This is a genomic window from Castellaniella ginsengisoli (genome assembly GCF_040955415.1).
Classification (GTDB): Bacteria; Pseudomonadota; Gammaproteobacteria; order Burkholderiales; family Burkholderiaceae_B; genus Castellaniella; species Castellaniella ginsengisoli.
On sequence record NZ_CP158257.1, the window covers coordinates 2,681,169 to 2,706,584 of the forward strand.

At 62.9% G+C, this 25,416-nt stretch carries 36 protein-coding genes and 1 other annotated feature; of the genes, 3 read left to right on the forward strand and 33 right to left on the reverse strand.

Going from position 1 to position 25,416, the window contains the following annotated elements; all coding sequences use genetic code 11:
* Positions 1 to 642 precede the first annotated feature (642 nt).
* The 5 genes from ABRZ00_RS12670 to ABRZ00_RS12690 are packed head-to-tail and all read right to left on the reverse strand — an operon-like array spanning position 643 to position 4,226.
* Positions 643 to 1,305 (reverse strand): hypothetical protein, encoded by a 663-nt coding sequence (locus tag ABRZ00_RS12670; RefSeq protein ID WP_368647710.1) that lies wholly within the window; start codon positions 1,303 to 1,305, stop codon positions 643 to 645.
* A gap of 3 nt (positions 1,306 to 1,308) precedes the next feature.
* Positions 1,309 to 1,953 (reverse strand): DUF2612 domain-containing protein, encoded by a 645-nt coding sequence (locus ABRZ00_RS12675; protein ID WP_368647711.1) that lies wholly within the window; start codon positions 1,951 to 1,953, stop codon positions 1,309 to 1,311.
* Positions 1,950 to 3,167: a baseplate J/gp47 family protein gene (locus ABRZ00_RS12680; protein ID WP_368647712.1), complete on the reverse strand. Its 1,218-nt coding sequence runs from the start codon at positions 3,165 to 3,167 to the stop codon at positions 1,950 to 1,952. The genes ABRZ00_RS12675 and ABRZ00_RS12680 overlap by 4 nt, the downstream gene beginning before the upstream one ends.
* Position 3,168: 1 nt before the next feature.
* Positions 3,169 to 3,525, reverse strand: coding sequence for a hypothetical protein (locus ABRZ00_RS12685; RefSeq protein WP_368647713.1), 357 nt, complete (start codon positions 3,523 to 3,525; stop codon positions 3,169 to 3,171).
* Positions 3,525 to 4,226 (reverse strand): Gp138 family membrane-puncturing spike protein, encoded by a 702-nt coding sequence (locus ABRZ00_RS12690; protein ID WP_368647714.1) that lies wholly within the window; start codon positions 4,224 to 4,226, stop codon positions 3,525 to 3,527. Before ABRZ00_RS12690 ends, ABRZ00_RS12685 begins: the two co-directional genes overlap by 1 nt.
* A 27-nt stretch (positions 4,227 to 4,253) precedes the next feature.
* Here ABRZ00_RS12690 and ABRZ00_RS12695 point away from each other — a divergent pair, with 27 nt between their 5' ends.
* Complete coding sequence (locus ABRZ00_RS12695; RefSeq protein WP_368647715.1) at positions 4,254 to 4,823, forward strand: hypothetical protein; 570 nt, start codon at positions 4,254 to 4,256, stop codon at positions 4,821 to 4,823.
* Here ABRZ00_RS12695 and ABRZ00_RS12700 read toward each other — a convergent pair.
* The 7 genes from ABRZ00_RS12700 to ABRZ00_RS12730 all read right to left on the reverse strand — a co-directional run bounded on the left by ABRZ00_RS12700 (position 4,820) and on the right by ABRZ00_RS12730 (position 10,315).
* Positions 4,820 to 6,187, reverse strand: coding sequence for a transglycosylase SLT domain-containing protein (locus tag ABRZ00_RS12700; RefSeq protein ID WP_368647716.1), 1,368 nt, complete (start codon positions 6,185 to 6,187; stop codon positions 4,820 to 4,822). The genes ABRZ00_RS12695 and ABRZ00_RS12700 overlap by 4 nt on opposite strands.
* A gap of 23 nt (positions 6,188 to 6,210) precedes the next feature.
* Positions 6,211 to 6,513 (reverse strand): hypothetical protein, encoded by a 303-nt coding sequence (locus tag ABRZ00_RS12705; RefSeq protein WP_368647717.1) that lies wholly within the window; start codon positions 6,511 to 6,513, stop codon positions 6,211 to 6,213.
* Positions 6,510 to 7,181, reverse strand: a complete 672-nt coding sequence (locus tag ABRZ00_RS12710; RefSeq protein WP_368647718.1) for a phage baseplate protein — start codon at positions 7,179 to 7,181, stop codon at positions 6,510 to 6,512. The genes ABRZ00_RS12705 and ABRZ00_RS12710 overlap by 4 nt, the downstream gene beginning before the upstream one ends.
* Positions 7,178 to 8,476 carry a hypothetical protein gene (locus tag ABRZ00_RS12715; protein WP_368647719.1) on the reverse strand — a complete coding sequence of 433 codons (1,299 nt, stop codon included), beginning with the start codon at positions 8,474 to 8,476 and terminating at the stop codon, positions 7,178 to 7,180. The genes ABRZ00_RS12710 and ABRZ00_RS12715 overlap by 4 nt, the downstream gene beginning before the upstream one ends.
* A gap of 173 nt (positions 8,477 to 8,649) precedes the next feature.
* Complete coding sequence (locus ABRZ00_RS12720) at positions 8,650 to 9,054, reverse strand: hypothetical protein (protein WP_368647720.1); 405 nt, start codon at positions 9,052 to 9,054, stop codon at positions 8,650 to 8,652.
* The gene (locus ABRZ00_RS12725) at positions 9,051 to 9,467 is read right to left on the reverse strand and encodes a hypothetical protein (protein ID WP_368647721.1); all 417 of its coding nucleotides are present in this window, start codon (positions 9,465 to 9,467) and stop codon (positions 9,051 to 9,053) included. The genes ABRZ00_RS12720 and ABRZ00_RS12725 overlap by 4 nt, the downstream gene beginning before the upstream one ends.
* 14 nt (positions 9,468 to 9,481) lie before the next feature.
* Complete coding sequence (locus ABRZ00_RS12730; protein ID WP_368647722.1) at positions 9,482 to 10,315, reverse strand: DUF3383 family protein; 834 nt, start codon at positions 10,313 to 10,315, stop codon at positions 9,482 to 9,484.
* On the opposite strand from ABRZ00_RS12730, the gene ABRZ00_RS12735 reads away from it, so the two are divergent.
* Positions 10,234 to 11,468 (forward strand): IS3 family transposase gene (locus ABRZ00_RS12735; protein ID WP_343839197.1). Its coding sequence is split into 2 segments (ribosomal slippage): positions 10,234 to 10,513 and positions 10,513 to 11,468, totalling 1,236 coding nucleotides; the frame shifts between segments, so codons are not numbered across the junction. The two genes, ABRZ00_RS12730 and ABRZ00_RS12735, sit on opposite strands and share 82 nt — an antisense overlap.
* Positions 10,512 to 10,628 (forward strand) — a sequence feature (AL1L pseudoknot). It overlaps the preceding gene by 117 nt.
* Here ABRZ00_RS12735 and ABRZ00_RS12740 read toward each other — a convergent pair.
* From ABRZ00_RS12740 to ABRZ00_RS12840, 21 genes are all read right to left on the reverse strand, one after another.
* A complete protein-coding gene (locus ABRZ00_RS12740; protein ID WP_368647723.1) occupies positions 11,359 to 11,940 on the reverse strand; it encodes a hypothetical protein in 582 nt (193 codons plus the stop codon). The genes ABRZ00_RS12735 and ABRZ00_RS12740 overlap by 110 nt on opposite strands.
* Before the next feature lie 22 nt (positions 11,941 to 11,962).
* Positions 11,963 to 12,490, reverse strand: coding sequence for a hypothetical protein (locus ABRZ00_RS12745; protein WP_368647724.1), 528 nt, complete (start codon positions 12,488 to 12,490; stop codon positions 11,963 to 11,965).
* 13 nt (positions 12,491 to 12,503) lie between these two features.
* On the reverse strand, positions 12,504 to 12,896 hold the full coding sequence (locus tag ABRZ00_RS12750; RefSeq protein WP_368647725.1) for a hypothetical protein: 393 nt from the start codon (positions 12,894 to 12,896) through the stop codon (positions 12,504 to 12,506).
* Complete coding sequence (locus ABRZ00_RS12755) at positions 12,896 to 13,357, reverse strand: hypothetical protein (protein WP_368647726.1); 462 nt, start codon at positions 13,355 to 13,357, stop codon at positions 12,896 to 12,898. Before ABRZ00_RS12755 ends, ABRZ00_RS12750 begins: the two co-directional genes overlap by 1 nt.
* Positions 13,358 to 13,362: 5 nt before the next feature.
* Positions 13,363 to 13,776 carry a DUF4054 domain-containing protein gene (locus tag ABRZ00_RS12760; RefSeq protein WP_368647727.1) on the reverse strand — a complete coding sequence of 138 codons (414 nt, stop codon included), beginning with the start codon at positions 13,774 to 13,776 and terminating at the stop codon, positions 13,363 to 13,365.
* Positions 13,776 to 14,096: a hypothetical protein gene (locus ABRZ00_RS12765; protein ID WP_368647728.1), complete on the reverse strand. Its 321-nt coding sequence runs from the start codon at positions 14,094 to 14,096 to the stop codon at positions 13,776 to 13,778. The genes ABRZ00_RS12760 and ABRZ00_RS12765 overlap by 1 nt, the downstream gene beginning before the upstream one ends.
* 51 nt (positions 14,097 to 14,147) lie before the next feature.
* A complete protein-coding gene (locus tag ABRZ00_RS12770; RefSeq protein ID WP_368647729.1) occupies positions 14,148 to 15,161 on the reverse strand; it encodes a DUF2184 domain-containing protein in 1,014 nt (337 codons plus the stop codon).
* Between the two features lie 5 nt (positions 15,162 to 15,166).
* On the reverse strand, positions 15,167 to 15,667 hold the full coding sequence (locus ABRZ00_RS12775) for a hypothetical protein (RefSeq protein WP_368647730.1): 501 nt from the start codon (positions 15,665 to 15,667) through the stop codon (positions 15,167 to 15,169).
* 4 nt (positions 15,668 to 15,671) lie between these two features.
* On the reverse strand, positions 15,672 to 16,763 hold the full coding sequence (locus ABRZ00_RS12780; RefSeq protein WP_368647731.1) for a DUF2213 domain-containing protein: 1,092 nt from the start codon (positions 16,761 to 16,763) through the stop codon (positions 15,672 to 15,674).
* Positions 16,760 to 17,539 carry a minor capsid protein gene (locus ABRZ00_RS12785; protein ID WP_368647732.1) on the reverse strand — a complete coding sequence of 260 codons (780 nt, stop codon included), beginning with the start codon at positions 17,537 to 17,539 and terminating at the stop codon, positions 16,760 to 16,762. The genes ABRZ00_RS12780 and ABRZ00_RS12785 overlap by 4 nt, the downstream gene beginning before the upstream one ends.
* Positions 17,520 to 18,851 (reverse strand): DUF1073 domain-containing protein, encoded by a 1,332-nt coding sequence (locus ABRZ00_RS12790; protein WP_368647733.1) that lies wholly within the window; start codon positions 18,849 to 18,851, stop codon positions 17,520 to 17,522. Before ABRZ00_RS12790 ends, ABRZ00_RS12785 begins: the two co-directional genes overlap by 20 nt.
* Entirely contained in the window at positions 18,848 to 20,224 is a 1,377-nt protein-coding gene (locus ABRZ00_RS12795) for a PBSX family phage terminase large subunit (RefSeq protein WP_368647734.1), read from the reverse strand. Before ABRZ00_RS12795 ends, ABRZ00_RS12790 begins: the two co-directional genes overlap by 4 nt.
* Positions 20,193 to 20,729: a terminase small subunit gene (locus tag ABRZ00_RS12800; RefSeq protein WP_368647735.1), complete on the reverse strand. Its 537-nt coding sequence runs from the start codon at positions 20,727 to 20,729 to the stop codon at positions 20,193 to 20,195. Before ABRZ00_RS12800 ends, ABRZ00_RS12795 begins: the two co-directional genes overlap by 32 nt.
* 24 nt (positions 20,730 to 20,753) lie before the next feature.
* Positions 20,754 to 20,999 carry a hypothetical protein gene (locus ABRZ00_RS12805; RefSeq protein ID WP_368647736.1) on the reverse strand — a complete coding sequence of 82 codons (246 nt, stop codon included), beginning with the start codon at positions 20,997 to 20,999 and terminating at the stop codon, positions 20,754 to 20,756.
* A gap of 338 nt (positions 21,000 to 21,337) precedes the next feature.
* Complete coding sequence (locus ABRZ00_RS12810) at positions 21,338 to 21,709, reverse strand: hypothetical protein (RefSeq protein ID WP_368647737.1); 372 nt, start codon at positions 21,707 to 21,709, stop codon at positions 21,338 to 21,340.
* Positions 21,706 to 22,089 carry a hypothetical protein gene (locus ABRZ00_RS12815; protein ID WP_368647738.1) on the reverse strand — a complete coding sequence of 128 codons (384 nt, stop codon included), beginning with the start codon at positions 22,087 to 22,089 and terminating at the stop codon, positions 21,706 to 21,708. The genes ABRZ00_RS12810 and ABRZ00_RS12815 overlap by 4 nt, the downstream gene beginning before the upstream one ends.
* Positions 22,086 to 22,595 carry a RusA family crossover junction endodeoxyribonuclease gene (locus tag ABRZ00_RS12820; protein ID WP_368647739.1) on the reverse strand — a complete coding sequence of 170 codons (510 nt, stop codon included), beginning with the start codon at positions 22,593 to 22,595 and terminating at the stop codon, positions 22,086 to 22,088. The genes ABRZ00_RS12815 and ABRZ00_RS12820 overlap by 4 nt, the downstream gene beginning before the upstream one ends.
* A gap of 101 nt (positions 22,596 to 22,696) precedes the next feature.
* A complete protein-coding gene (locus ABRZ00_RS12825) occupies positions 22,697 to 22,945 on the reverse strand; it encodes a hypothetical protein (protein WP_368647740.1) in 249 nt (82 codons plus the stop codon).
* Positions 22,942 to 23,625, reverse strand: a complete 684-nt coding sequence (locus ABRZ00_RS12830) for a hypothetical protein (protein ID WP_368647741.1) — start codon at positions 23,623 to 23,625, stop codon at positions 22,942 to 22,944. The genes ABRZ00_RS12825 and ABRZ00_RS12830 overlap by 4 nt, the downstream gene beginning before the upstream one ends.
* A complete protein-coding gene (locus tag ABRZ00_RS12835; RefSeq protein WP_368647742.1) occupies positions 23,622 to 24,578 on the reverse strand; it encodes a hypothetical protein in 957 nt (318 codons plus the stop codon). The genes ABRZ00_RS12830 and ABRZ00_RS12835 overlap by 4 nt, the downstream gene beginning before the upstream one ends.
* Positions 24,571 to 24,777: a hypothetical protein gene (locus ABRZ00_RS12840; protein ID WP_368647743.1), complete on the reverse strand. Its 207-nt coding sequence runs from the start codon at positions 24,775 to 24,777 to the stop codon at positions 24,571 to 24,573. Before ABRZ00_RS12840 ends, ABRZ00_RS12835 begins: the two co-directional genes overlap by 8 nt.
* Between ABRZ00_RS12840 and ABRZ00_RS12845 the strand changes: the two genes are divergently transcribed.
* Positions 24,776 to 25,414, forward strand: coding sequence for a DUF4145 domain-containing protein (locus ABRZ00_RS12845; protein WP_368647744.1), 639 nt, complete (start codon positions 24,776 to 24,778; stop codon positions 25,412 to 25,414). The genes ABRZ00_RS12840 and ABRZ00_RS12845 overlap by 2 nt on opposite strands.
* Positions 25,415 to 25,416: the final 2 nt, after the last annotated feature.

Genomic DNA, 25,416 nt, shown 5'->3' on the forward strand with positions numbered 1-25,416 from the left:
TGGGGGCAATATCGGAGACGTCGAATCAACTGTCATGATCGGCGGCTCGGAAACGCGCGCAGCCAGTGTTGCCACACAGCCAGTGATCCTCGTCTAGACCAGGACGACCGGCAAGACGCGGGTGTGTACCGGAGCGGTCTCAGCGGTTCCTGTCGGCGCCGTATTGACATCGGATCCGAGCGGAGCGGATTGCAACTCCCTGGTAGCGCCTCCGGACGCCGAGAAATTCCGCCCGTAGACGATGTGACTGTGCGATTTGATTGTGTCTCCCTTGTACGCGCCGGTCGGCGCCGGATTCGCAGGCGTACGGTCAAACAAGGATCAGCGGGGCGGTAGCGGTGTTCGGCGGCCGGACAGTCCCTTGGCCCACTCCTGATGCACCAGCAATTGCAGCCGCAGCCGTGCGCGCAGCATTTGCGTATAGCGCCGCGTCGGCGGGCTCCAGCCCGAAGACTGATGGTGTGTTGTCGTATGCGCTCGTGGCCGGAATCAAGCCCACGGCCTGGAGGTCTGCGCGGCTCGGATCGAATGCCGCAAGCGACCCCTTTTGCCACGTCCCTGGAACGCGCGCCCCCACCGCCCAAAGCACATCGGAGTGGCCTCAAGGTGATAACGCCCTTGGCGCTGAAATTCAGGCTGTTTTTACTCACCCGCCGGATTCGCAGTGTCGCGGTCAGTCCCGGCCCAGCGTTTGAAACCGTCCTGCGCATCCACCGCCTTCCAGTCCCCCCCACCCAGGTCGGCAATGCGCCCCCAGCCTTTCGCCCAGTCGATTGCGGCCATGACCTGGCCCTGTTCGCGAAACCATGCAATCAAGCGCCGTTGCTTCGGATCGGCCTCAGACCAAACCCCGCCCGTCATTGGCATCCACCAGGGTTCGGTGATCGTTGCGAAGCTATCCGGCATCTCACCGATACGGACATTCCGGTAGCCCGAGAAATACGCCGTCTCGACCCACTTGTACAGGTAGCCGCCCATGTCCGTGCAGATCGCGGGGCCCTGATCGGATGTCGCGGCGTCGAGCTCGGCGAAGGTGGCGCCCGGGATGGCCTGGCCCCTGATCGTCTTCACCAGCGCATCGAAATACTGCGAGGCCCGCGCGGTATCCACCACGTTGTTCGCGACCATTCCCGCATCGGACATCAGGGCCTGAAAAAAGGCCAACATATCGTTGGCCCAGTCTTGTTCGAGAAACGTCCCGTCTTGCGCGTTCGGGGATGTTCGATTCTTGAAACTCCCCTGCGGGTAATCGAGGGTCTTTCCGCCGGCGCGGCCGGGGTAGCGGTCGTCGAGATTGAGTGCCATGTGTCATCCACCTATAAGGTCTGCAAACTGCGCTTGGTCATTGCCGAATTCCATTTCCTGGTCATCGAATTCGGCGAGATTGGTTAATTCCTGGAACCCCATGAACAGGACGCCCTGGGGGATTTGCACGAGGCTGGCGTTGAACAGCGCCCACCGCTCAAGCTCAGTCAGGTCGCCCGCGAATTCGATGGAGAACCGCATGTCTCCGGGGTCATTGATCCGCAGGAACTTCGGCCCAACCAGGAACGCCATTTCCTCGATAATGCTTTCGATGGTCGCGTCGCCCGTGTTTTTCATGATCTTGGCTTTGATCGCCAAGCGGTACAGGCCGTCGGCCATCGCCCTGTCGTCGGAGACGCGAGCCTCGGAAAATATCGCGCTGTCGTCGCCGCACTCGGCGCCGTCCGTCAGGTCGAATTCGGCGGTCGTCATCGTCAACTGCCCGATGAAGTCGCGCGGGAACACCACGATGCGGCCGATCACGTCGAGCTGCTCGCCCTCGGCGCTGTCGATGTCGTAGGACTGGCGCACGGCCACGGCGGCGTCATAGATCGAGCCGCCCAGGCGCCTGGCAATCGCCAGCCAGTCCATGAATTTGGGCTGGTTGCGGTACTGGGAATAGGCCCGCTGCGGGACATGCTCGATCATGATGTCGTCACCGTGATGTTCGAATCGAGCCAGCGCGACAATTCGTTGTAGGCGATGGCCTTGTTCGCGGCCGCGCCGTCGAGCGTCAGGCTGGTGACATAGGAATTTCCGTACCGGCCGATCACCTGGTTGATGGGCGTGTACATCGTCGAGATCGGCACGGATTCGCCGATGTCAAAGCCCGTCGTCTTGAAGCCATCTTCTCCGGACGGCGACTCGCCGGCGGCGAACGCCAGGATGGCATCCTTGATCTGGCTTTCCAGGTCATCGGGCAGCGTGCCGTCGTCCTTGATGTCCACGGCCACCACGATATCCACGTAGTCGGGCCGCCCGAAGGTGATGAGCTGCCGATGCGTGGCGATGGTGGGCGATGTTACCCACTCCTGCACGGGTGTGCCGTCGCCGTTCAGCAGCACCCCCGGGTTCTTTTTCGTGTAAATCGCCATCGCCACATCGGCAGCCACGCCGCCGTCCACCAGGATCGTCAGCGAGTGCGCCGGCAGTCCGTGCGGGTTCAGATCGGGATCGACGGACGCGCTGCCGGTGGGGTTCTCATAGACCTTGACGCGGCGCACGCCCGGCGTGTTCGACAGTTCTCCGTACAGCGAATCGACCTGGTTGTTCCCGGGGCGCCCCACGGCCAGCCGACGACGGATGCGCAGGTTGGAGTCGCGCTCCATCTCGGTGCCCGGCGTGGCGGGCCCGGCGTTCGTGACGGCCGACACACCCGCAATGGTCGTGATGATCTTGGTGATCGTCCCGGGGTCGGCCTGGATCGCGCCCGTCTTTTCGCTGCGCGCCGGCACGACGGCCGTGCCACCGGGGCCGACGGTGAACGTCTGGTCGACCAACCAGCGTTGGCCGGTGTCGGCGGACTCGACGATGCTGTCGGCCAGGATCACGGAGCCCGGCACGCCGGTGAACGTCAGATCGACATTCGAGGGCGTGCCGGCCTTGCGGAACGTGCCGGTGATCGACGAGATGGCATCCAGGTCTATGCCCACCGCCTTGGCCGGATCCTTGCTGGCCCAGGCGCGATATAGCGCCTCATCAAGGGCCGAGAAAATTTCCGCGTCGTGCGCGATCTTCAGGCCGTCCGGCGTGGACGGGTCGAGCATCCATTCCGAATCGATATTCAGGTACAGGGCACGCTCTTCCTCGAACCAAACATTCTGGGTCTTGAGTTTGTAGCCGCCGGGGGTCAGTTCTGCCATGTCACACCATCAAACTCGAAAATTGCACATCGGCCTCGCCGTAGGTCGTCAGCACCCGCGACTGCACGGACAGCGCCCGCGCATCCAGGTCGTACTGCATTGCAAAGGACAGCAGGCGCACGACGCCCTGCGTGCGGGCGATACGGTTGCGCAGGATGGCCTCGACCGCGTTCAAGTTCTCGGGCTTGCCGAGGATCTGCTGAAACCAGGGCGTGCCGTCGGTCACGTCGCGGAAATACTCGCCCAGGAACAGCTTGAGCCGCGTCACGATGGTCTGCGCGATAGCCTCGCGGCCGGCCAGGAACATCGTGCCGCGCGTCACCAGGTCGCCAGACTCGTCCAGTCGTCGTGCTTGCATCAATTTGTAGGCCCTCCCGTGGAGCCGCCGCCGGGCTCTACGCCGTCGTGCTTGTGGTCCTTGGCGCTGATTCCGCCGTAGGTGATATTCGGCGCCTCGATGGTGCCGTCCGGATTGATGACGCATGCGCCGTTGATGACGACTTTGCCGTCGGCCTGCAGTCTGATGTGGCCGGCGCTGTTCTCGATGTTGACCGCCCCGGCCGGCGTGATCTGCACGTGCGCCGCGCCGTTGTCCGCGACGATCTCGCCGCTGGATTTGATCCAGACGTGCCGGCTGCCGTCGCGCGACTGCATGCGGATGCCGTCATTCGCAAACCCGCTGATGCGCGTGGGCAGCGGCCGAAAGCCGGGGATGAAAAAGGCGTCGTGCGTGTCATGGAAGCGCGCCAGCGGGTTCTGCGCGACACCGCCAGTCTGCTTCCAGGCGTCCACGCAGCGCTGGGAAAACAGGATCAGGCCTTCGTCGCCGGGGTCGATCTGGTGGATGACGGCAAACTGCGTGCCGCCCGGGAACAGCACCGGCACGTCGATGATGGGCGGCGGCTGGATCGTGGCGCCGCCGGCGGTCACGGTCTGCACGCCAATCCGCACCTGGGCGCGCTGCTGGCCGGGGTCGAACGTCAGGACGTGGCCCGGTACACTGGTGCACACGCCTTTCATCATTTCGCGGAAGGCGGTGCGGAATAGGCCTGTGTTCATCCGTAAACCCGATAATCGAGTGATGATATGGAAATGAAGCTTGTGTTTATCGCCGTGTTGATGTCTTTTGCTGCGCCTGCGGCAGCCATCGATGTAGACATCACCAACAATCCGAACATAGACAAGACCGCCATCGTCGGATACCAAACGAGCTATCGCGACGAGACCGGCGCACCCTGCACCGTCAAATATGTGCAGGGACCAAACGGAAACTCTCATTTAATTTCAAATGAGCTGTGCGTCGGAATAACGGAAAAGCAGGTCTTCCTCGACGCTATGTATGCTGCGGCCGACCTGAGGGCTATAACCTACGCAAAAAGTTTCAATGACTTAGTGCGCAGCGCGGATGACCCGCACTACAGGTGCGCCACCGTCGGGGTGAGAAATTATCTATTCAGTCCCCATCTGTCACAGAAAAGGCCGAGGAATTGGTACAAGGTATATTCTTTTTCAGACGATAAAAAAATATCGGAAGCTGCAATTGGGGAATGGCGACTCATGCCACCAGGAAAAACAATCATTTCTAATGCGGGGCACGAGGGCCGAGGTTTTGGCATGGTCGACATGAAAATAGTTCATGACTGTGATGCGCGCTAACCCTTGTGCGCCTCGCCCATCTTGAATTCCGTGTGCACGCGACCGGCGGCCTCGCCGCGCGTGATCGTGCCATTGTGGTTCGTATCCAGCCCAGCGTTCTGTGTGTAGTAGATGCTGGGCGACGTCCACATCACCCAGCTATCTGACCGCCCTATTCCATCTGGCCACAGCACGGCCATGTACATGTCGCCCAGGTTGCGGATCCGGCCAACGTACGGCTTGAAATAAGCCTCGACATAATCCAACTGCTCGACCGCGCTCATGTTGACCAAGGCCTGGGTGGATGTTCCCAAGCCCTTCGCAGTGGCCGGCATGAATTGCAGCAGGCCGACGGCGCCGCTGCCGGCCTTGTTCGGCTCTGACGGGCTGAATGTGCGGCCGGTTTCGAACGCCATGACCGCCATGTACCAGTTCGGGTCGAGGCCTTGGCGGCTGGCAATCTCACGCACCTTCGCGCGAAACTCTTGCGAAACCCTGGCGCCCCAGATCAGGCCGGCGCCCGTACTGGCGCGCGCGATCTCCCGCGTTCCGGCCTGGATGGCGTCGATGCGCATGTCCCAGGCTTCGCCGTGCGAGTCGCCCACGTACTGGATGGCAAACACGTTGTACTCGCCGTTGGCCGAGGCGTCGCCTGCCATTTCCGCGATGTAGAGGTTTCCGGTGTTGTAGGTCGAGAACTCCGACTGCACCTTGATCCTGCTGGTCGTGCGGATGTAGGGGTTGATCCGGGCCGTGACATTGACGCCGATACCCTGCGGCCCCCGGTTGACCTCCGGCATGCCGACCATGCCGGTGTGCTGGTTGACGTCGAACACCGTCGTGGTGCGCGCCTTGTCGCCCCGAGTGATGACCAGGGATCCTCGATCCTGCACCCACTGGAAATCGAACGCGACAGCCAGCTTGTTGAGGATGTCCTGAACGTCCCCATAAGCCTCGTAGCCGGTCGGGAAAACGTCCTTGTCCGTGAACTGGGCCGGATCGAGCTCAAGGTAGAGCGGCCATGTCCGCGCAGCGTCCCGCAACACATCCGTGACGCGGGCGCCTGGGCCATAGCTCGACGACATCGTGCCGCGATCCGTGGCGGCAATGCCGGAGCGGCACAAGAGCCGCGTCACCACGTCTGGCCCGTGGCGCTCCCTGAATGTGTTGGTGATCACCCCAGTGAAAATCGTATCGTATTTGTCCTGGTAGCCGGCACTGAACACGATGTCGTCGCGCTGCTGTATCGCCGTGGTTTTCGCCAGGTTATAGAGCTGAATGTCGGCAAGAGCCAGCGTGTTGCCAGGGTTCACGACGATGTCGAACACGACCCGAAACTGCCGATCCTCTCGGTCGTCAATGAAGCGCTCGCCATTCAGCAACATCGACCATGAGCGTAGGTATTGTCTTATGCCGGTAGCCATACCAGATGATTGTCCTTGCCCAGGTTATCCAGGGTTGCCTCGGCGCCCACGAAGATCAGGCGGCCGATGTCGGCCGGCAGGTTATAGCCTTCCGTCAGCACGGCGCCGGCGTTCAGCCCCATGCCCAGCGCCACAGGCGCGCCGTCGCGGTAGATGTCCAGCGTCCACAGCGACACCTCTTGGTACGCCAGGAAATTGACGCGGAACTCCAACAGGTTCTCGCCCAGGCGCTGCGTGAACCGCTGGTGCGCGTTGGCGCTGCCCGCCCTCAGTGCAATCTCGATCACATCGGTACCTCGGTAATACCGTCGGTCACGTTGACAGCGTGAGTCGTGGCGGGGCTGGGCGCCTCGCCGACCTGCTGCCCGCTGTTTGCGTCTGCGGCGGCGCCAGACTTCGCCGGGTCTCCGTCGGCCAATTGGTCCTGGCCGGGCTGCGTCTTGTCGGCCAGGCGGTCCAGTTGGATCAGTTCCCGCAGCTCAGCCACGAAGATCAGGCCGCCCTCGGTCTCCGGGTCGCGGTCGCGCGACACGCGGGTGATCACCATATCCTTGAGCTGGATGTCCACAGCATCCACATCGAACGGCAGGCCGGCCGCCAGCAATTCCAGCAGGAACTCCAGCGTGCTGGATGCCCTGGTGTCCTGGCTGCCAGCCAGAAAGCCGGCCGACAGGCCCGCGACGGCCGCCACGTAGGGATTGTTGCCGGCCAGATTCGACAGGCCGCCGGCCGCCAGCCCAACCAGGTCGAACACCTTCAGCGGGTTGTTGCTGATGGAGCCGACCATGTAGTACTGGACCGGTTGAATGATCCTGTGATCGGCCACCTTGACCCCGGATTCCACCGGGTAGCGGGTCAGTTCGACGGACGCCTCGAACGAGTCCTCTAGCACGGCATCGAACTGATAGCCCGCCAGTTTCGGGGCCTGGCGCGTCAGGATGTTGAGTATGCTCATCGGTCTACGGATGACAAAAGGTCGTCGGCCGTGTTGCGCTCGCGGCGCTCCACGACCTCGGTGATGCGGCTATCCAAAGCCCTGCCCTCGATCTCCAGCTTCATGTCGATGTGGTTCTGCACATCCACACGCTGCGGCGCAGCCGACTTCTGAGCCTGCGCGCGCTGGTCGCGAATCATCACGACGCTGGGGCTGATGGCCGCCGCCTCGGCATTGCTGACTTCGCCGCCCGAGTAGACCGGTGTTGCGCTGGGGTTTCCAAGAGGAAAGAACGGCTCGTCTTGCGGGCCGAACGGGACAAGCGGGCCGCCTTCGGAAAGTCGGGCACGCTGCTCGTCTGTCATGCCGTTGATCGCCATGTCGCCGGCGATCAGCCCGGCCCCGGCGGCTGCACCCCATCCGCCCAGTCTGGCGATGCGGGCGCCGACGGCGCCAATGCCGCCAGGGATCAGCCCGCGCACCAACACGCCGCCCGTGGCGACCGCTCCGCCGCCGGCCATCAAGGTAGTAGCCCCTGGGTTGTCAGCGGCGACGCCCAATGCGGCGTTGATCTGCTCCTTGTGCTCGTCTATGAAGCCGCCCATGGACTGCAGCACGCCGGTAAAACCGGGAAGGATTTTCTCGGCCAGCGTATTGCCGATGCCCTCCATGCGCGTGTTGAATTCGGCCAGTTCCTTGTTGAAATCCCGGGCCGCCTCGGTGGCGCTCTCGAAATTTCTGGCCAAGTCGTGGGCGCGTGCCACAGCCCGGTCCAACTCACCCACGCCGCCGCGCAGGGAGCGCATGACGGCATTGGACAGCCCTAAGGTCTCCTGGACACGCAGTTGTTGTTCCTTGGTGAGGTTCGGCATCTGGCGCGCCAGTTCGCGCAGGAAGTCCTGGCCGGTGTCGGCCTGGGTGAGCGCATTGACGTCCACGCCGGCCATGGCCAGGTCATCGAGACCAGGCAACTGCCCTGTCTGGCGGAACGACGCCAGCGAGGACTCCGCCACGTTGATGGCTGCGGCTGCCTCGTCAGCACTGCCGCCCAGCGCACGGATCGCGTTGCCGTAGTCGTAGATGTACTGCGGCGACGTGCGGAATTTCTCGAATTCCAGGCTCATCCGATCAACCCGCTGGCCAGCCCCCACCGCCGCCGTACCAACCGCCGCGAAGGCGCCTGCGATGGCAGCGCCGGTGATCCCGACAACAGAGCGCATGCGTCCCAGGCTCGACTCGACGCGCTTGGCGCCCTTGTCGTAGTCCTCGGTGTCGAGGCCCACGCCAATCAGGAAGTTTTTCAGGACGCTGGGCATGGGTTATCTCTTCTTCGGCGTGGCGGCGCGGATCGCTTCTCGGTGGGCCCGCACCATCTCATCGATGGCCTGGTTGAATCGCTCGACGTCTTCCAGGCTGTAGGTGCCGTCGGTGAGCTGCGCCCAGGTACACAACGGCGGGCAGATACCGTTCACCCCGGCGCAGGGCCGCATCAGGTACCAGTTGACGGCGCTTGTGCTTGGCTGGCCGCGTCTCTTGCGCTTGCGTCTGCCCAGAAGGTAAAAAAACCTTCGAGATTCCAGATCAGGGCGCGGGCGCGCAGCCGGTTCCAGTCCATGACGTCAGCGTCGGCCAGCGTGACCTGCTGCTGCGTGCCCTTCTTGAACACGCGATCCAGCATCAGCTCATCGATCTTGACCTTGGCTGCGTGCGGCATGGCCAGGAACATGAAGAAAATCACGTCCTCGTCCACGGGCTTGCCGGGTGCGGCCGCCGACAGGCGCTGCACCAGGGGTTGCGTGAGCAGGCTCAGCAGCTCGTCCTGGGCCACGGCAGACGCCCGGACGACGTTGTACGCCCCGCTCTTCAAGGTGAAGGATTTGACGGTCTCGCTCATGCGCCGCCCCGCAGTGTCGTGAAGCTGTTGAATTCCATGATGAACACGTCGTCCGTGATAGACGCGCCGCCGGCCCGGCCGATTGCGCCGTCGTTCACGATGGCGCCCTCCGCGCCCACCGCGTTTTCCAGCGTGCCGATGACGGTGCGCGTGTACGTGATGTTCGCCTTGCTGCCGTACAGGGCCTGCATGTACATTGCGTCGGCGCCGCCCGGGTTCAGGCTCAGCGTGACGCGCCGGCCCGGGTTTTTGCGGTCCAGGCGCACGGCATTGCCGCCCATGCCGCGCCGGATCGTGGTGCTGGCGTCGATGGGCTCCTCCATGACGGGGTTTTCCGCCTCGCCCCAGTCCTGCATCTGGCGGCCGTTGATCGTGATGACGGTGTTCTCGGTGGTGATATTGACGAGTGCCATTGCATGGTCTCCGATCAGTAGACGTCGAGGTCGACGATGGCTTTGTGGATAGCCCCCGCCCGGAACAGCCGCATGCGGATCGGCGCGGCCAAGCGCTTATTGCGGTCTTCCGGGATCAGGTCGAGGATGTCTTCGGGCTTGGTCAGGATCTCAAATCCGATGGTGTATTTTTCCTCGCCATCGTCCGGGTCGACGTAATTGCGCGGGCCCAGGTAGCCGTTGGCGATGTACTGCTCGCCCACCTGGCGGGCCGTAGCCAGCAGCACGGCCTGGCCACGCGGCGTCTGCTCTAACTTGGTCGTTACGTTGGCCAGCGCGTTGTACAGGCGCACAGTCAAGGTGTTGATGAACGCATCCAGGTTGACCACATCATCGATGAACTCGCCATAGGTCGAGTGCGTCTTGGTGTTCAGCCACCGGCCCACGTCCTGGCTGCCCTGCAACTCGACGATGGGGTAGAACGTCGCGTTCTTGGCCTCCATTGCCACAATGGCAGAGCCCTTCAGGTCTTCGGCGGCCACGCCCGGGGACTTCTTGAATTCACCCGTAATGGTCGAGCGATCCGCGCTGTAATTCACAACCGCGAAGTGCTTGGCCAGGTAGGTGCCGGCCTGCGCGTTGGTTGCGTGGGCGGCCGTGTAGACATGCCGGTAGCCCAGTGTCGTCAGCTCGCTGGCGATGTCATCGGCCTTGTCCTGGTCGCGGATGTCCGTGACTGAATCACACCGGGTTTTCAGGAGGCTTCGATTCTTGAGAGAATGGAGCCATGAGCAAGAACAACAAGTTTTCCCCCGAAGTTCGTGAGCGCGCCGTACGGCTGGTCCAGGAGCATCGTGGCGAGTATCCATCGCAGTGGGTAGCAGTGCAGTCCATTGCGCCCAAGATCGGCTGCTCGGCATACACCCTGTTGAAGTGGGTTCAGATCCAGGAAGTGGAGGCCGGTACGCGGGCCGGCGTGCCGCAGGCAGAGCAAGAGCGCATCAAGGCTCTGGAACGTGAAGTCAAGGAATTGCGCCGGGCCAATGAAATTCTCAAGTCGGCCAGCGCTTTTTTCGCTCAGGCGGCGCTCGACCGCGAACTGAAGAAATAAACGCCTACATCGACCAGCATCGGGGCCTGTATGGGGTCGAGCCGATCTGCAAGGTGTTGCAGGTCGCCCCGTCAGCCTACCGGCGATATGCCGCCCGATGCCGGAATCCGGAACTGCGAAGCCTGCGAGCCAAGAGGGATGAACAACTCATGGTGAATATCCAGCGTGTGTGGGAACAGAACTTTCGGGTCTATGGAGCCCGCAAGGTCTGGAAGCAGTTGAATCGAGAAGGGGTGATGGTGGCGCGGTGCACCGTGGAGCGTCTGATGCGACACCTTGGCATCGAGGGGATCAGGCGCGGCAAACGGGTTCGCACCACGATCCCTGATAGCGCAGCTGCCTGTCCACGAGATCTGGTGAAGCGGCGCTTCGAGGCCGACCGGCCCAATCGACTGTGGGTCGCAGATTTCACCTACGTCTCAACCTGGCAGGGATGGTTATACGTGGCCTTTGTCATTGACGCCTATGCCAAGCGTATCGTCGGCTGGCGAGCCTCCAGCAGCATGACGACAGACTTTGTCTTGGATGCCCTGGAGCAGGCTGTCTATGACCGAAGACCGACGCAGTCCGATAGGCTCGTCCATCATTCCGATAGGGGATCCCAATACGTGTCCATCCGCTACTCCGACCGATTGAGCGAGGCCGGAATCAATCCATCAGTCGGCAGCACCGGAAGCGCCTATGACAATGCGCTGGCCGAAACGATCAACGGCCTCTACAAAACGGAAGTGATTCATCGGCGCGCGCCCTGGAAAACCAAGGCTGCCGTGGAATTGGCGACCCTGGAATGGGTCTCGTGGTTCAACCACCAACGCCTGCTCGAATCCATCGGCGACATTCCGCCCGCTGAGGCCGAAGCGCGATACTATCGGCAACTTGCAGCGCCGACTGTGGAACCTGTTTTACTTTAACCAAACAGCCTCCGCGATCCCCGGTGTGATTCATGACAGCCGCGCCGGTCTGGTTGTTGATCATCATGCTGGCGTTTTGCTCGCACCAAGCAGCGATGGTTTTCACGCTTGCGGGCACGGCCAGCACAGGCGCGGTGAATGCCGTCCAGTACCACCAATAGGCGTCACGCGCCTTGTTCAGCGTCTCGGCAATCGTGGTGTCGTCACCGTCCGTCATCCAGATGGTGATCTCGCGTCCCTTAGGCGTGCCGCCCAGCCACGCGGCGGCGGCCTTGTAGGTTTCGGTGGTGTCGGGGAAGTCCTCGGCGACCTCCTGGATGTCCAGGTACGTCTTGCGGGTGTTCTTCACCAGGGCGCCAGTGACGTCTGCAGCAGCAGCAAAGACGGTGATGGACCCGAAGTTTGCAAAGCCCAGCCCGGCGGGGCTGATGCGCGCATTGACCTGGATGATTCGGTCTGCCGGATAGCTCATGATTTGGCCTCAAAAAATGGGGTTATGCCTTGACATCGAATGACTGCAGGTTCGATCCGCTCTCGCTCTGGACCATGCCGCTCACTTCCATGATTCGGTTGATTTCGTAGGTGTTCGACACCTCCATGCGCAGGCGGATATCCACGCGGGCACGCTCCTCATACTGGTCGGATTGCAGTGCGGTCAGATCCAGCACAGGGCCGGTCTCCATGATGCTCAGGCCGGCCTTGAACAGGTCCCAGATGATGTCGTCACGCTTGTCCGCCTGCAGCAAGTTGGAGGCGTATTCCTTGGCGCCGGTCCGGTAGAACTCCACCACGCAGGTCACCTCCTGCTGGCTCTTGATGGTGTGCTCGAAGGTCTCGCCGTCGGGCAGCAGGCGCTTGCGCTTGAACGCCATGCCGCGCTCTCTGATGTCCGTGCGCACGTGGATTGATGCGTAGCTGCCGGCCGGGGAATCCTTGTTCTGCCCGGCCATGATCGCCATGGGCACGCCGCTGGCCTTGACCACCGCCGGGCGCAGCAGCTTGTACAGTTCAAGGTTCGTCATCTTCAGGATCCGGTTACGGCTCGTCCGGCACCGCCTGCGCAGGCTGGGCGTCGTAGCGGCTGACGATGATCTTGGCGTAGGTGCGCCAGGGCCGGATGTCCGACCGGATGATCAGCCAGCGCTGGCCCAGGAACTCCATGTCGCTGACGAGCTGCAGCTTTGTCAGGTCGCCCGAGTTGATGTACACCCGACGCGGGTCCAGCAGCCGCACGCCCGCGCGCATCAGGTTGTCCGTCTCGCGGTCACTCAACGGCTGGATGGTAGCGGCGTAGGTCTCCTCGACCGGTGTGCCAGGCACCCAGATGCCCTCGTCGTCGTAGCCGCCCTGGGTGAAGGCCTTGACGGTCACGGGCGGCGAGGCAAACACGCCGTCGATGTGGCCGCCCATATCCAGTGGTCCGCCCATCACAGCCCCTCTTTCGGTTTCTTGCGCACGACCGTGGATGTCACCGAGTCGCGCATGTTGCCGGTATCGATCAGCGGGTTGCTCGACCCCTTCCGCCGGATCGTGGACGGCCTGTTTGGGGGGGTATCCAGGTCGGTGATGTAGTCCTTGATCGCACCCTCGGCCTCGAGTCCGACGCGGGTCATGATCCGCCTGCTATCCAGCCCGTCCTCGATGCCCTCGCGGATGGTGTCGAGATACTCCTGGGCGCCGGACTCGGCGCCGGTGTCCAGCCAGCGTCTGGCCGGGATTCGGTCATTGCCAAAGTGCTGGATAGCGCCCAGGGTGGCCACAGTCATCTGCCCGTCTTTGGTGGCACCCGCGGACTCATGGATGCCGACCAGCGCGTAGTGAGGCGTGCGCAGCTTGTCCATTTCCTTCTTGAGTGCCCTCTGGACCTCCTGCAGGCCGGTGATTTTCATGCGCATCAGATCACCCTCGCGCCCATCCCGGCCCGTCGGCGCAGGCGATAGAACTGCTGGCCGTACACCGTATAGGTCAGGGCATCATTGCCGGCATCCATCATTGAGGCCACGCGGTAGGAAATGGACTCGTCGCCCACGGACTTCGATTGCGTGTTCAGCCGGGCGATGCCACCGATGCCGCCTGCCGGGTCGTCGCCATAGAAGAACGTCAGCCAGTGCGCGGCGAACAAGTACATGCCGCGGCGCTTGAAGTTGTGACAGTCCAGCGAAAATGGACCCCAGCCGCTACCTCCGGTCTCCGAATCGGCCTCGCACAACACGTCCGCGATGATGCCGTCGGACCACTTTTCGACGTCGCCGAACTGACCGTTGAAGGCGCCGCGAAAGTCCGCGACGATGGCCGGGGTGATGTCCATTACTCGGGGTCCTGTTCGCCGGCGGCGTCCAGCAGGGCCAGCAGGTCATCGCGCTTGGTCACGCCCTCCGGAATCTCGATGCCCTTCTCTTCGAGGGCGGCCTTGATCCGGGGGACAGTCAGGGTCTTTTCGTCGCCCTCGGCCTTCGGCTTGCGCCCGGGCTTGCCGTAGACCTCGGCCAGTTCGCCGGCCTCGATCATGGCCTGGACGTCGGCGCTGTCGCTGACGTCATAGGCGTCATCGGTGCCCGGGATGAGTGTGACTTTGTCCTTGCCGTTCAGCAGCTTGATGACGCGCTTGGAGGTGTTCTTCACTTTCATGTCGGTTTCCCTTGTCTGGAAAAAAGAAGGGGGCCGAAGCCCCCAGTCTGATCAGCTCATCGCCGCCAGGTCGAAATACGCGGCGCTCATGGGATACCGGAACTCGGTGCCCGACACCTTGTATTCGGCCGGCACCTTGATCTTCAGATTGCGCGGCTGGGGGGCCGTGGACCGCCAGAACATCGGGATGTACATGACCAGGTTGTCCGCGTTCTTTTCGTAGATCAGGACGCGATCCTTGCCGCTGGTGCCTGCGCCATCGAGTTGGAAGCGCGGCACGATGGTCATGGGCTGGCCGGTCATGCGCGTGTACATGTTCTGGGCCTGCAGGATCTCCAGCAGCGTCTTGTCGGGCGCGTATTCCGTCGCCATGGTGGTGGCCAGGAACGTCCAGCGATTTGCGGCAAGTACCATGGTGTTGGGCACGTGTACGCCCTTGGATTGGTTCCACACGTCGCCAATCCAGCCGTTGATCTCGTCCAGGATCTTCTTGCCGGTCACGCCGCTGCCCTTCCAGTCCAATGTGCTGGTGGCGTCCACCGTCACGTTCGGATGGTTGAACAGGCCGTACATGTTGCGGTCTGCGTCACCGAAGTACGCCACCCGCTGCATGTGCTCTTCGGCGCCGCGCCGAGCCGCAGTGGCCAGCGTGATGTCGATCGGCATGCGCAACTGTTGGGACTTGCGCAGTTCGTCCAGGCTGTATTCGAACGAGTTGCCGGCGTAGCCGACCGGCACGTTATCCTTCTTGGCCTTCATGGCGACGTTGGGCAGGTCGTCTGCGTTCGCACCGATGAACTTGCCCAGGGTCACGGCGTCGTAGCTGATGTACGGCACGCTGTCGGCCCATTCGGGGATGCTTGAGTTGACCGGGATCAGTTCCTGGAAGTTGATGTTGGGGTACTTGGTCTCGTAGATGCGCGGCTCGACGGCCGCCAACTGCGAGATGTAGAACCCGAGGCCGTCGTCGGCGGTGCGGATCGCATCGTCATACACAACGGTTTGACCGGCGGACAGCCCCAGGTGCGGGATGTCCTGGTCAAGGGTGATAGTGATTTTCGCCATTTTGATTAACCTCCAATGACCAGGGAAACAGCGGCCAGACCGGCGCCGGTCGTGGTCTCGATGAACTTGGCGCCGGCGATCTGCACGCCAGTGGTGGCGCCGGTTCCTGCGGCGTTGTTCGCAATGCCCGGGTTGGCTGCGGGCGCCACATCGGTGCCAATGACCGCGTACACGGCCTGGCCGGCCGTGACGGCGCCCAGCGTGGGTACATAGATGGTGCCGGCCGTCAGGATCGTGGCGTCACGATCGTCGGGCGCGCCGCCGGTCGAACCGTCCATCTGTGCGCGATTAAGTTCCCGGCGCAGCACGCCGATGATGTTGGCCGCCGTGGTGGTGTCATCCACCGGGGCGAAGCCGTCGTCGCCGTCGCGCGCCACGAAGACGCCCCAGGGCACAGTGGCGCCGGATTTGTTGAGCTTCGACACAGAATTGTTGAGCTCCGCATCGACGACCATGCCGGCATAGCGGTCGCCGTGGTTCAGGGTGTATCCGCCGGTAATGGGCATGGTGTTACTCCTTGGCTTGGGTGAAGCGGGCCGCGTACGAGTCGTACGCGGGTTTGGGTTGCTCTTTGATGGCCTTGGCGCCGTCCTCGGCCAACTTGCGTTTCTGTTCAGCGTGGGCGTCCGTGGTTTCGGCCTGGTCGAAAGCCATGTCGAAGGCGGCCTGCACATAGGCCTCGGACTTGCCCACCCAGTCAGTGGTCGGGCGGGCCTTGGCCAGGGCCTGGCGCTGGATTTCCACCGGGTCGATGGAGTCGAACGTGACGCCCGGGGCCACCTTCTCGGCGCGGGCGCGCGCGTCGGTCACCGCCTTTAGGCGTGCCGTGATCTGATCATCGGCGGTGGCGGCCTGCAGCTTGGTGATCTGCTCGGCCTGGCCGTCGATGGTGGCCTGGCGCTTGTCCAGTTCCGCCTGGGCGTCGGCAATTTGCTTGATAAGGCGGTCGATGTGGTCCGACACGAGCGCGGCGGTGGCCTCGTCCTGGATCTCCACCGAGCGCCCATTGTCCAGAGTGACTTTGGTCATGGTGTTCCCTTTCGGTTGGTTGTCAAAAATCCGGGCTTGGCGCCCTGCTCGTGCTGCCCCTGCGGGCAAAAGTGCTGGATGGTTGATGCGGATGTTGCGTTGGATGTAGTCATATTCGGTGCCGTCGTCAGTAGTGCCTTTCGCTGGCTCGTACTCGGCGGTGTAGCCGGCTGATAGCTCGACAAAGCCGCGCTCTTCGATCATCTTGATGGCGTCGGCGTCTTTTACGATCAGGTCAGCCACCACGAAGTCACCATCCGGACGGCCGGCGCCGCGGATGAGCCCCACCGACGTTTTGCGGTAGTTCTTGGCGTTGACGAGTTCCCCCGGGTGAAGCACCGTCACATCGGCCCCATCGAACGAGGCCAGCGAGTCGGCATTGAAAACCTCGTCAGCGGGCCGGTAGACGGTGACAGGAGCGTTCGGATCGCCGTCGAGCCCCAGCTCCTTGCGCAAGTACTTCTGCGTGCCCGTCTTCGAGACGCGGCCCGGGACCATCAAAAAGCCCGCATCTGTGTAGGTGCGGGCTGTGGTTTTGAATGTCGCTTTGTCTTGAACGAATATCTTCTTCATGCGGCTTTCCTGTGTCGCTCAACCTTAGAATTGCGCACGGGCCGGCTCGTGCATCGACATTGGTAGTCGGATCCTGGCTGGATCGGCTGCCCGTCATCGCTCTTTGGCAAGTCATCCCAGCGGTACACGCCGGGCCCGTAGCCGACATCAGCCTCGGCGATCTTTCGATGCCGCGCCCTCACCCGCTCATCGTCCGAGTCGAGCCATTTGAAGTACTCATAGCCGGCATCAATCTGCCTTTGCTTCGTGAGTTCTCCGTTGACCTTTGCCGTCTGGTCGCGGGCAATGAACCGGGCGCGGCGCTGGGCGACGCCATAGTCATCCTCGAGGCGCTTGGCGATCTCGCGCGGCAGCAGGCCGATGCGCATGTTCGAGAACACCGTGTTGGCCACGTCGCGCAGGTACTGCTCGGGAATCGACTTGATCAGTCCGGCGTTCTGGATGGCGGCGGCCTGCATGGAGAATCGCAGCTTGGGCGAGGCTTGCAGCACGTCGATGCCGAAGGACCGCTTGTTCTTGCGGTCGATGACCTGCAGGGTGACGCCAACGAAGCCGGAGGCCATGCGCTGGGCGAGCTGCAGAAAGCCGTCCGAGCGGTATTTCTCCACCAGCCGATCAATGGCCGCCTGGACGTTGTCGCCCCATGCGTCCTGCACGTACTCGGGGACCTGGGCCTCGATGACCGGCAGCAGTTGCGCATCGACGTCCTGCCGCACGGCGTTGACTAGGCGCTGCAAGACCTGGTTGTATTGGATTTCAGATCGCGGGCTGCTCATCGTCGTCGCCCTCACCCTCCGGCTTTTCGACCGGCCCCAGGCTCAAGTCCTCGCTGGCCTCGATCCCGTCGATCACGCCATCCTGGTACTGATAGACCTCGTCGGCCTCCAGGCGGCGCATGACCTGCGCGCGACCCACGGCGCCGGCATCCAGCAGGATCACATCCGTCTCGGCCTCGATCTTGCGCGCCTCGGCCTCGTCCTTGCGGTTGGGCTGCGCCAGGCGGTTCCAGTCGTAGTTGTAGTCGGCGGGCATGTTGCCCAGGGCGCTGCGCACCATGATGGCATCGAGCATCGCCATAGGCCGGTCAAGCTGGCTGGTTTGCTGGCTGCGGATGCTGTCGTAGTAGTTCTTGAGGTCGCCTTCGCCGGTCGCGTTCAAGCCCTTGGCCGACGTGCCAAACAGGCGCGTGACCGGGATGTCGGCGGCACCAGCGATCCAGACCATCAGCGTGTCGATGACGGGGGCCACGCCCGACAGGTTCAGCGTCACGCGGTCGTATTTCTCATCGCCATCGAGCAGCGCCGTGTTGATGATCGACTTCATCTGATCAAACAGCGTGTACCGGGCGATAATCTCGCCCTCTTGGTCCGTGGACAGCTCCTCAGACAGGCCCTCGCGGGTGATGACATCAATGTTGGCCGACTGCATCAGCTCGGCGATGCCGTCCTTGGCCGCGACTGTGTCCTTGATGTCCTCGAGGCACCTACGAAGCTGAGAGTCACCCCACCCTTGCAACAAGACACGCTGGCGGCGCGGAAGCTTCGACCCGACAAAGCGGATGAAGTGCGTCCAGTGGATCTTCTGGCTGCCCTGGTAGAGCGTGTAGAACTCGGGCTGCAAGTAATTCTCGGCCAGCACGTCCCAGGTGTTGATGGCGTGCGGGATCAGATCCCAGCGGTCGAACACCATCAGGCGCTGCACGCCGCCGCGCCCGATTGCCTCGGGCTGGAACGGCCGCTCCATGTCCTGATTGGTCAGCGGCAGGATGGCCGCACCACCGTACAGCCGCGACCAGGACAGTGCCTCGTTGACGACTGACTGGAGGTTCAGCCGGTCCTCTTCCATGCGGATTTCGTCGGCGGCCTGACACTTGATCGTGCGCCATTCCCGCGTCATGTCGTCGGCCGGGATGTCCACGATCTGACGGGCGATCCAGTTCGTCTGGTAGGCGGCTTCCAGTTCCTGGTAGCCCAGCAGTTGGTCGGCCACGAAGCGGTTGTAGTCGCGCTTGCCCTTGCCGGTGCCCAGGCCCGACACGATGTTCACCAGCCCGTCGGTCGTCAGCTTGTATCGTGGTTTTTGGGTCATAGCATGTCGATAATCGAGACGCGGGCCAGCATCCCGCGAAACGCGGCGATCACCACGGCGTCGGCCAGATTCGGGGACTTGACGTCGCGCTTGGCGAGGTCTTTCTTGCTCTCAACCTTCACCTTCCCGGTGTTGTCGTAGTCGCGCAGCGGCGTGGCCAGTTCGTCCGTGAGGCGGTCCAGCAGCTTCGAATCGATCTTCGAACTGTCGATGCTGATCATTTCGTCGGCGCGGAACTTGCGGCCCTTGGTGACGGCCAGGTGAGTGTTGCGAAAGCGATCCGCCAGAAGCCACCACGCCTGCGCCTTGAGGTTCGCGAAGAAGTCCTTGTTCTTGATCTTGGTGTCGCCGTAGTTCTTCTCCGGCTTTTCCACCTTGGCGCCGGCGTTGAACTTGAAATGGCGTCGCCAGCCCATCGAATTCAGGTGCGAGCCCGTGCCCGCCCCCACGCCGATGCTGTCGTAGCCGATCACGTCGGCCTCGATCTTCTCGGCGTTCTGCTTTGTCCGTGCCGCCGATTCGCGCAGCTCATCCTCGCCGCCCTTCCATTCGTCGAGCAGGCACAGGATTGAGCCATCTATGCCGGCATTGGCATTCTTGTCGTCGCCGTCGTCGGCCACGTCGTAGCCCACGCATTTGCGGCCCGTCCAGTCGGCCTCGACGCTCAGGTGGGCGTCGAGCGCGGACTGAATCCAGGCGCGCTTGATGACGGCGCCGTCGTCCGAGTCGCGCGGCACGCCCAGATAGACGTGCTGGAATTCCTCGTAGTCCTCTTCCTTGAGCGCCTCGATGACGGCCAGGATCGTGTCCGACAGGAACGGATTCTCGTCGTAGTTGATCTTCCGGACGACGGTGTTCGGCGGCGGGTCCAGGACGAACCGCTTGTACGCAAAATCTGTCGCCAGGCGCGGGTTGAAGATGATCCAGATCTGGGAGCCTTCCTTGCGGATGGTCGGCTCCAGGATTTCCCACTGCTCCTGCGTCAGGTTGTGGGCCTCCTCGATCCAGAGGATGTCGATGCCTTCCAGCGACTTGATTTCGTCGATGTGGCGCCACAGGCCGTAAAACATGAACTCGGAGCCGGTCTCAGCACCGATGATCTTGTTGTCCAGGACGCGGAACTTGCTCTTGAGGCCGAACCGCTCGATCTGCGATTTCAGCAGCGTGTAGACCGATTCCTCGATCTTGTTCTGGAGCTGGCGTGCGCACAGGATGCGCAGCTTGTAATTGCTGGCCAGGAACGTGGCGAACCCGGCGGCGTCCCAGGACTTCGAGGATGACCGGCCGCCGTACAGAACGCGATTGCGGGCAGGTGTGCGCCAGAACTCCCTGAGCGCCGGATTAAGCGTCGGCTTTGGTGTCGTCGTCTCCATAGAAATGCGAAAGCCCAGACGGCACCTCGGTTACGGTCACATCGAGCTTGTCCCTGAACATCCCCAGGTGCCGCCCGAGCAGCTCCAGGTTCTTGGTCTTGTCGGGCCACTTGATCTTTTTCAGGATGCCGACTATCTCGCGTTCGTCGCCACGGCCCTCGAACATCTCGGCCAGGTCAAAGCCGCTCAGATACTGCCGCCAAGCCCGGGGCCACTCGCTGACAGGCTTGAGCGCCATGTCGTCGGTCATGATGTCCAGGACGTCCATCTGATCGATCTCGACCATGCGGGCCAGGACGTAATCCTGGTCAATCTCGGTGCGCTTGGAGCGGGCGGCCTGGGCTTCGGATACGGCAGCCTGAACATGCGGCAACGCCAGCAGCTCGGCGGCACGCTGCTTCGCGGACCTCTGGCTGTAGCCGGCGCGGATCGCGGCTTGCGTGGCGTTCAGGTCCTTGAGGTATTCCTCGACGAAGCGGGCCTGTTTGGGGGTGATTTTTGCCATAGCAAATAAACCGCGCCCCGCAAATCACAGGGACTGGCGGGGCGCGAAAAGCAGCAGCGGCTGCGAGGAGACAGGCGGTTTGCTGGGGCAGAGCTGAATCCAGCCTACCCCGGCTCGATAATTGAATGGGTCCATTGCCGGGCTGGCCTCCGCCGCATCGCGCGCTTCGGCCCATGAGTCGGCGTTAATGATCGCCAGCACGGTGCCGTGGTCCATGTCATCCAGGATCACGCGGTTCTCTGTGTCGGAGAAAGACAGGCAGAAGAACACGGGCGGCGCTCCAATGAAAAACCCGCCTCGGTGGGCGGGTCTGTTTGATCAGGGCGCAATGCTCCTGCCCGTATTGTGACAGTTTCGGTAGCAGTTCTCACCACCCTCATGTATCAATTGCCGCCAGCAGTACGCCGCCGATGTCTCTCCTGCCTTGTGTTGCTCCACCTGGCCTGATGCGATGAGATGCTGCAACACCCTGTAGACACCAATCCGTGACGCATGCCTTTTGCCGGCCGTCGCTGCGGCGCCATCGTGCACATGATTCAGAATCTGCCGCATCTTGAACCGCCGCCCCGGATATGCTGCCAGCAGATCAATCACCTCCTTCGCATACTTCACCGCAACACCTCCGTCTCCACCCGCCGCTGAAACCGCTCCAGCAGCCGCACATAATCCTCCTGGCGCAGCACAGCGCCCGTGACTTCCTGAATCCAGCGCCTGGCCATCGTGCGCCGGCCGTCAGCCGACAGGCTGCCGAACCAACTGTTCTTCCTCGTGTACTCGGCCTGGATGATCATCATCTCGTGACGCGGCAGGCGCTCGTACAGCACCTGCACCGCCAGGGCGTGGTCGACCATGATGGGCCGGTGGTCGTCTTCCTGCGGCACGTAGCGGGCCATGTTGCCCGGTGTCTCGCCGGTCCAGCACCAGCGCGCCCAGTTCCAGAGCAGGTCGTGGCCGGTCAGCGGGCGGTCCTCTACGGTCATCGGCCCCTCTCCTCGAACCCAACGTAATTCGTCACCCGCCCGCTCATGCTGACGGGCCGGGGCAGTGCGTCGATCTCGGCGGCGCGCGGGTGCTTGGGCGGCGCCCACGGCCTGGACCGCAGCGGCTCATGGGTGCGCGCCGGCACGCGCTGGCCGGTGGCCACCGATTTCGCGCGCGGCTGCAGGCCGGACACGCGGTTGAAATAGTCGATGGCATACTCGCCGGGCACGGGCGGCGCAAACACCTTCTTGGCGCGCTCCAGCAGCGTTGCTGCGGTGTCCCAGGGCATGCTGGGTATACCGGCGTCGGTCAGGGCTCGGGCGATGTTGGCCTTGGCTTCGTTCAGCGCCTGGCGCTGGGCGGGGGCGTAGGGCATCAACGGACCTCCTGCGCGGCGATTGGAGCGACGATGACCGACACGCCGGGCCGGGCGCGGTAGCGCTTGCGCACCAGCAGATCAACCACTTGGGCGTCGTCGCCCCAGACCACGCCGTTGATAGCGTCGAAGACGGCCTTCACGGTGTTGTCGGCATCCGGTTTCGTGGTGGGCAGCAGTTGGTCGGCCGCGGCCTGGGCCTGCTTCTTCTTCGACCAGGACGCCGGAATGGGCAGCGCGATCTGCATGACTACGGACACGGCGCCAGCGAATAGCGCTCGGCCTGCCATGGCCTGCGATGCCGCCAGCGCCACCGTGGACTCGTAGCTGGCGGTCTTCTCCGGCGTATACATCCGCACGAACTTGCCGCGCGCCACGGCACGGGGCCGGCCCTTGCCCTGGGGCTTACCGGGGACGAAGAAATGGACGCCGGCCTGTATCGCTCGGGTATCGAAATTTCCGCCCGTTTGAGCGACTTTCTGGTCATAGCCTTGTGCTGGTACCACCATTCCAGTTTTATCGCCGCCACGGGCCTGGATTTCAGCCAGACGGGCATCAGCGGATCGCGGGAACGCCAGGTCTTGCATGCTTGGCAGCGGGTCATGAAAAGTCACGGTGTCACCTTGTCGATGGATTGATTGAATTGCGCGCGGCGGTCTTCGAGCCAGGCCCGGCGGGCTTCGGAGATTTCGATACCGACACGATCGAAGTCCGGGCAATGGCGCTCGAATGTCGCGCTCTCGAAATGCCCGGCGCCGCTGGCCAGGGCGCACCGGCCGTAACCTTGGCTGGCCATGCCGGCGTGCCCGCGCAGGGAAAACCGGGTGCAGTCGATGCACTGGACGGGGGACGGGGTCATGCGACGACTTCCTGATGCTGCTCAAGCGCACGCTTTGCCATTTCCACGATGGCCTGCGTGCGCCCCTTGGGGTTGGCCAGGATCCGGCGAGCCCAGTCTCTGGGGTCACGATTCCCGGGCTTGAGCACATGTCCGGCGCCGATGGCCCGCAGGGCGTTTGCGGCCTCACGGTCGCCGGCCTCGGTCTTGCGCGGCGCGGTCAGCGCCTGGTGGGCGTCAGGGATCGGCTCCCAGGAGCCTCGGGCCAGAATGTCGGCGAGCGCCCTGCCCCATCGGGCCTGCAACTGGCCGTAGGTCGCATGCAGCATGTCGTGGGCGCCGACGGCCACAGCGGCGTGGAAGATCGCCGGATGGCTCCAAGCGCCACGCTCTCCGCGCTGGCGGGCCAGCAGGCCCTGCACGGCTTCGTGGAACGCCACCTCAGGCTGGATCGGCGGGCGGCACAGCACGATGAACTCGGGCAGCGTGGGCGGCCACGGGCGAGCCTTGCAAGCAGCCAGGCCGGTGGCCAGTTCTTCGCCGGTAAAGCCGGCCAGTTCCTCGGCCCAGGCCTGCGCCAATTGCGCCTTGTCGATGCCCTCCCAGGCCTGCGAGAACCGCGTGCCGTAGAGCAGGTGCAGGCGCTCGATCAGCTTGGTCGCCCAGGTCAGTGGCAGTGGTACCGGTGCTGTCGTCGTCATTCCTCGATCCTCGGAAATTGCGCGTCGGGGTTGCCTTGGCGCAGTTGCTCGTCGGCCCATCGGGCCATGGCCTGGATTTGCTCGGCATCCTTCGCGTAGCGGTCGCGGCGGTTGCTCTTGCCGCCCTCGGGGCTGTCGCGGGATCGGCCGGGCCCAGCGACATCGGCCAGGATCGAGTCGAGGTAGCCAGCGTTGACGGGCTGCGGGTTGCCGGCGTCTGCCCGGCGCCGTTCGGCTGTCTCCAGCGCGGTCAGCAGCTCGGCGTCGGAGCGGCCAGCATTGGCCCAGGCCTGGACCCGCGGATCACTGGGCTGCAGGGCGCAGCCCTTGGCGCGCAGCAGGTGTGTGATCTCCACGGCCCGGGCTTGGATAGGGTCGCGGCGCGGCGGATCCGGCGGGGGGTCGGCAGGCGGATCGGCGGCTGGCGGGCCAAGCGGCGGCAAATCGCCAGCCTCGGGCTGAGCTGTAGCAGGAGTAGATGCTGCTGCTTTAGCACCTCCGGTTCTTTCTTCTGCTTCTGCTTCTGCTTCTGGTGCGTTGCCTTGCGTTGCAACGTCGTTGCATGCGTTGCCGTGCGCTGCATCACGTTTTCTTTTTCGGTGCTCCCGGCTTCTTTCGGTGCTGGATTTGGCCCCCGTTGTGGGGTTGCCGACATCTTCACGCTTCGGCTGTCGTCGCTCCCAGCCAGCAAGACGGCCGTCCACGATGACCCTGCCTTGCATGGCATCCATGATGGCCATCACGTCGGCTTCGTCGCAATCCAGGGCGGACGCAACATCCTCAACGACGACTGCATCGACGCTGCCCCTATCCTCGGCGGCGTTTGCCTCCAGCATCAGGTGCGCAAACAGGGCAATCACCAGGTAGCGCGGTTTGCCGGATTTGCGGGCGATGGTCTGCCACTTCGGATCAGTGGTCATGTCTGCCCAAAGGCGGACCCAGGATTCAGCCATTTGGCCTCCTTCCCGCATCGAGCGTCTGTCGGCCTTCCAGCACACACAGCCGCCCGATTAGGGCCGCTACAAAGGCTTCCTGGTTGGCGCCAGCCATTCGATACCGCTCAAACAGCACGGGCGCTGCTGCCCCCTTGTGGAACTCCAGAATCTGAGTAATCTGTGAGTCTTGGTAAACGATATTTTCAGGATCAGGCATGGCCGTCACCCTTGTGCATAACTGCCCGCACTGCGGAACTGAGAACGCGGGGTTCACGCTTGTCGGCGAAACAAGAGTTCCTAATGAACCTTACCAATGCCAAGCGTTCTTCCAATGCAACTGCTGCTTTATGCCAGTAGCTGTTATGGCAGGAAATACCAACGGAGCCATGCCAAGCCAAATGGTCGGAAATTTCGCCAGACTCCCGGAAGTAAACGAGCTGAAATTTTTTCCTAAATCGCAGGCAACACTCGCTCCGCCTCATATCCCGAGCGCGATTACTCGCGCCTTTGTTCAAGCAGAGGACGCCATCAAACGACAGCACTGGGAGGCGGCCGGCGCCATGGACCGTCGGGCACTTGAAATCGCCACAAAGGAGATTGCGCCCACCCATGCCAAGCTTGGTCTGTATCAGCGCATCGAAAAACTGGCCGCTGAGAGACTGTTGACCGAATCGCTGAAGGAATGGGCGCATGGCCTCCGGCTTATAGGTAATGATGCCGTCCACGAAATCGACGGCATCACCCAAGATGAAGCGACACAGACTCATATGCTGACCCGCTTCATCCTGATCTACCTGTACACCCTTCCAGCCCAGGTCGCGGAAGCGCGCAAAGCCCGGGAGAACAGCAGCTGAAT